Source organism: Rahnella sp. BCC 1045, assembly GCF_019049615.1.
In the GTDB taxonomy this organism is placed as follows: Bacteria; Pseudomonadota; Gammaproteobacteria; order Enterobacterales; family Enterobacteriaceae; genus Rahnella; species Rahnella contaminans.
Genome location: NZ_JAFMOZ010000061.1, coordinates 1 through 4,943, shown reverse-complemented (window position 1 = coordinate 4,943; position 4,943 = coordinate 1). Strand labels below are relative to the sequence as shown.

The 4,943-nt window shown below is 51.3% G+C and carries 3 protein-coding genes; 2 read left to right on the top strand and 1 reads right to left on the bottom strand.

What is annotated here, in order from left to right; genetic code table 11:
* The first annotated feature begins 464 nt into the window (after nucleotides 1-464).
* On the top strand, nucleotides 465-1,976 hold the full coding sequence (locus J1782_RS00450; RefSeq protein WP_165060344.1) for an anion permease: 1,512 nt from the start codon (nucleotides 465-467) through the stop codon (nucleotides 1,974-1,976).
* Nucleotides 1,977-2,166: 190 nt separating this feature from the next.
* On the top strand, nucleotides 2,167-3,813 hold the full coding sequence (gene fumA, locus J1782_RS00445; RefSeq protein ID WP_152323875.1) for a class I fumarate hydratase FumA: 1,647 nt from the start codon (nucleotides 2,167-2,169) through the stop codon (nucleotides 3,811-3,813).
* Between the two features lie 77 nt (nucleotides 3,814-3,890).
* On the opposite strand, the gene J1782_RS00440 is transcribed toward fumA, so the two are convergent.
* Nucleotides 3,891-4,835 (bottom strand): AEC family transporter, encoded by a 945-nt coding sequence (locus J1782_RS00440; RefSeq protein WP_152323874.1) that lies wholly within the window; start codon nucleotides 4,833-4,835, stop codon nucleotides 3,891-3,893.
* Nucleotides 4,836-4,943 lie beyond the last annotated feature (108 nt).

Below are 4,943 nucleotides of genomic sequence, written 5' to 3'. Positions count from 1 at the left end.
CTATTACATCCGGGGCCGGCTTTCCCGCAAGAAATCAGAGATTTCGCCTGCCCGCAAGGCCAGAGGCATCCCTACAGTCAGGCTCACAGATGTGAATGACTCTCATTTATGAATACCTCTGTTTATGCAAGGGTTACATCCGCAAAGATACTCCCATCACCCCTTCCCGGCAGTTTGATTTAATAGCGTCTCTTCAGGGCATTTATTCATTCTAAAAATTAAACTGCCACCGTATTTTATTGATCAAGATCAACAGTAATAAATAGGGAAAACGCATTATATAAACATTTCCTCCCTCTTAAGGGGAATGACATCTACCAAACACAAATAATAATAACGGGGCAGGTTTTCAATAAGAAACGGGCAACGTTAAATAACTAAAAAAAGCAAAATAACTAAAAAAATACATAAGACATTTTACCTAAGCATCATCACAATATTCCTAACTACCTAAGATAAATATTATGAGCGAAATAACAAAAACTGCGGTGAAAGAGCCAGCGAAAAAAGCCGAATCCGGCAAGAAAAATCGCTGGATCTTTATGTTACTTCCCGTGCTGGTGGCGGTTCTGTTGCTGCTGGTTCCTACTCCTGATGGCCTTGAACCCTACGCATGGCACTTCTTCGCCATTTTTGTCGGTGTCATCGTAGGCCTGATCTTCGAGCCGTTGCCAGGTGCCGTTATCGGCCTGACCGGCGTCGTGGTTATCGCCCTCTTCAGCCAGTGGTTGTTGTTCAGCCCGGCAGAGCTGGCGGATCCGAAATTTAAAATGGCTGCACAGTCCTTTAAATGGGCAGTCAGCGGTTTTGGTAACTCCACGGTCTGGTTAATCTTCGGGGCATTCATGTTTGCCGCGGGCTACGATAAGACCCAGTTTGGCCGCCGTCTGGCGCTGATCCTGGTGAAATATCTCGGTCGCCGCAGCCTGACGCTCGGTTATGCCATCACTTTCGCAGACCTGCTGCTGGCGCCGTTCACACCGTCCAATACCGCACGCAGCGGCGGCACGATCTACCCGATCATTGCCAACCTGCCCCCGCTGTACGGCTCAAAACCTAACGACCCGAGTGCGCGTAAAATCGGTTCTTATCTGATGTGGGTTGCGATCACTGCGGCATGTATCACCAGTTCGATGTTCCTGTCTGCACTGGCACCTAACCTGCTGGCGCTGGGCATCGTGAACAGCGTCACCGGGATCAACATTTCCTGGGGCACCTGGTTCATGGCGTTCCTGCCAGTCGGCTTGCTGTTGCTGCTGACAATGCCGCTGCTGGCCTACTGGTTCTACCCGCCGGAAGTCAAAGTGAATGACGAAGTGCCAAAATGGGCGACTTCTGAACTGGCTAAACTGGGCAGAATGTCCCGTCACGAAATTCTGCTGCTGGTCTTCGTATGCTGTGCGCTGGCGATGTGGATTTTTGCCGCCAGCTTCATTGAGCCAGCAATGGCTGCCCTGCTGGTCGTGGTTCTGATGTTGTGGACCGGCGTGCTGAACTGGAACGATATCACCAGCAACAAACCGGCCTGGAACACCTTTGCCTGGTTCGCCACGCTGGTTGCACTGGCCGACGGCCTGTCCCGTACTGGTTTCATTGCCTGGCTGGGTAAAGAGGGCGCAGCGTTGATGGGCGGCATTTCTCCGGGCGCGGCGACTATCGCCCTGCTGCTGGCGTTCTATCTCTTGCACTATCTTTTTGCCAGCACCACCGCACACACCACCGCACTTTTACCGGCTATGCTGACTATTGGTGCTGCCATTCCGGGCATCAATATGCAGGTGTTCTGTCTGCTGATGGTGACGTCTCTGGGTGTTATGGGGATCATCACACCGTACGGCACTGGCCCGAGTCCGATTTACTACGGGAGTGGTTATCTGCCAACCAAAGACTACTGGCGTCTGGGCACCATCTTCGGTGCAATCTTCCTGGTCGCATTACTGGTTATCGGCTACCCGTGGATGGTGATGATGTTCTGAGGGTGCGCATAAAATCACCCACAAAGCATTAACAGAGCATTTACTGAAATAAAACAGTTAAACCACGTTGCCAGCCTGTGTATTTGGCTGGCAACATACGGAACGAATAGAAACGTCGCCGTGATTTTCCCGTACTCTTCCTGAAAATCGTTGTACCCGTGGCGGCCATAACGGATTAAGTGAGAAAACAATGTCGAATAAACCTTTCTACTATCAGAATCCCTTCCCCGTTTCCAAAGACGAAACCGAATACTATCTGCTGACCAAAGAGCACGTTTCTGTCAGCCAGTTTGACGGTGAAGACGTTTTAAAAGTCGCGCCCGAAGCGCTTACCCTGCTGGCTCAGCACGCATTTCACGATGCTTCTTTCATGCTGCGTCCTGCACATCAGCAACAAGTTGCCGCCATCCTGGATGATCCGGAAGCCAGCGAAAACGACAAGTACGTGGCATTGCAGTTCCTGAGAAACTCAGAGATCGCCGCGAAAGGCATTCTGCCAACCTGCCAGGACACCGGCACCGCGATCATCATGGGCAAAAAAGGCCAGCGCGTCTGGACTGGTGGCAACGACGAAGCCAGCCTTTCCCAGGGCGTGTACAACACGTTCATTGAAGATAACCTGCGCTATTCCCAGAATGCTGCGCTGGATATGTACAAAGAAGTGAACACCGGCACCAACCTGCCAGCGCAAATCGATCTCTACAGCGTCGATGGCGACGAGTACAAATTCCTGTGCATCGCCAAGGGCGGTGGTTCAGCGAACAAAACCTATCTTTATCAGGAAACCAAAGCGCTGATCACCCCGGCGAAACTGAAAGGTTATCTGGTTGAGAAAATGCGCACGCTGGGTACAGCGGCCTGCCCTCCGTACCATATCGCGTTTGTTATCGGCGGTACTTCTGCCGAAGCCACGCTGAAAACAGTGAAACTGGCGTCAACACATTACTACGATGGCCTGCCAACTGAAGGCAACGAACACGGTCAGGCGTTCCGCGACGTACAGCTCGAACAGGAATTGTTGGTTGAAGCGAACAATCTGGGCCTCGGCGCACAGTTCGGTGGCAAATACTTTGCTCACGACATCCGCGTCGTCCGTCTGCCACGCCACGGCGCTTCCTGCCCGGTAGGCATGGGCGTTTCCTGCTCCGCTGACCGTAACATCCGCGCGAAAATCAACAAAGACGGTATCTGGATTGAGAAACTGGAAAGCAATCCGGGCAAATATATCCCTGAATCATTGCGTCATGCAGGCGAAGGCGAAGCCGTTAAAGTTGACCTGAACCGTCCGATGAAAGAAATCCTCGCGCAGCTATCTGAATATCCGGTATCAACCCGCCTTTCCCTGAGCGGTACGATTATCGTGGGCCGTGACATTGCGCACGCCAAACTGAAAGAGCGTCTGGATAACGGAGAAGGTTTGCCACAGTACGTTAAAGATCACCCGATTTACTATGCAGGCCCGGCGAAAACGCCAGAAGGTTATGCGTCCGGTTCCCTCGGCCCGACCACCGCAGGCCGTATGGATTCCTACGTAGATCTTCTGCAATCAAACGGCGGCAGCATGATCATGCTGGCAAAAGGCAACCGCAGCCAGCAAGTTACGGATGCGTGTCACAAACATGGCGGCTTCTATCTGGGCAGCATCGGCGGCCCGGCAGCGGTTCTGGCTCAGCAAAGCATCAAGAGCCTGGAATGCGTTGAATATCCTGAATTAGGGATGGAAGCCATCTGGAAAATTGAAGTAGAAAACTTCCCGGCGTTCATTCTGGTGGATGACAAAGGCAACGACTTCTTCCAGCAGATTCAGCAAAACCAATGTGCTAAATGCGTGAAGTAATCGCATTGCAGTAAAATAAAAGGCTCGCCGAAAATGGCGGGCCTTTTTTATCAGCTCAGGTCACTGCATTTCCCGCGCTAAGACATCATAAAAATCACGATCCCTTCCGTCACAATTCCGAGTGCAGTGCCGATGAGAATGGAAGACGACGCGGATTCCACGTAGGTATCGCTGCGCACCGCAAACATTCCGGCGGCAATCGCCGACGGCGTGGCACCGATAATCACCACCTGCTGCATCAGCGTATGGCTCAGCCCAAATGCTATCCCGGCGGCGGCCATGATGGCGGGCTGAATGAGGTTCTTCATCCCGATGTTGGTAAACGTATGGATATTTAGCGTCGGACGTTCGCCGAAGAACAACAGCCCCAGCGCGAATAATGAAATCCCCCCTGCCGTTTTCCCCATCATTTCAACCGAAGATGACAGCAGTTCCGGGATTTTGATCCCCGCCAGACTCATGATGACCCCGAGAACCGGGATCCACACAATCGGGTTTCGCACCGCTTTAAATAGATTGGTCAGAATCATTTTGCCCAAACTACCCTGCCCGGTCAGTTCACTGTCTTTATCCCCCATGCGGATCAGAACGATCGTCAGCGGGATCATCAGTACGCTGGTGATCAGGTTGCCGACCAGCACGCCGAGAAAACCTTCCGGCCCGATAAGCACGGCCAGAACCGGCGCGCCGAAATACGCCATATCCGGAAACGCACAAACCAGCGACTGAATGGCGCTGGTTTTTATGTCGTGCCGGAACAGAAACCGCGAGATGCACAATGTCAGAAGATAAGATCCCATCAGGCCAATCACCAGCACAGCCATAAAGGATAAATTCTGTATTTTGGAAGGATCGGTATGTAATGCGCCGATAAAAAGATGTAATGGTAAAGCAAAACGAATCACCACGGTGGCTAATACCGTTGCATCGTCCCGTTTCATATAACCGAGCTTCCCGCTCAGCCAGCCTAAAACCATAACAAAAACTAAAGGAAATAAAGAGGATAAGAGTAAAGTTGGCATAATCAGACCTTTATCTTTTTTATTGTTAATTGAAGGAAGAAAAATAAAACCGCGAGCCTTTATATTATTTTCACTTAGAGGTAATTGTGATAGTGCTCACATCTGTTT

What these genes read in the sequence shown, in the direction of transcription:
- fumA (WP_152323875.1), top strand. Translation starts at nt 2,167, where the DNA reads ATGTCGAATAAACCTTTCTACTATCAGAATCCCTTCCCCGTTTCCAAA.
- J1782_RS00440 (WP_152323874.1), bottom strand. Translation starts at nt 4,835, where the DNA reads ATGCCAACTTTACTCTTATCCTCTTTATTTCCTTTAGTTTTTGTTATG.
- J1782_RS00450 (WP_165060344.1), top strand. Translation starts at nt 465, where the DNA reads ATGAGCGAAATAACAAAAACTGCGGTGAAAGAGCCAGCGAAAAAAGCC.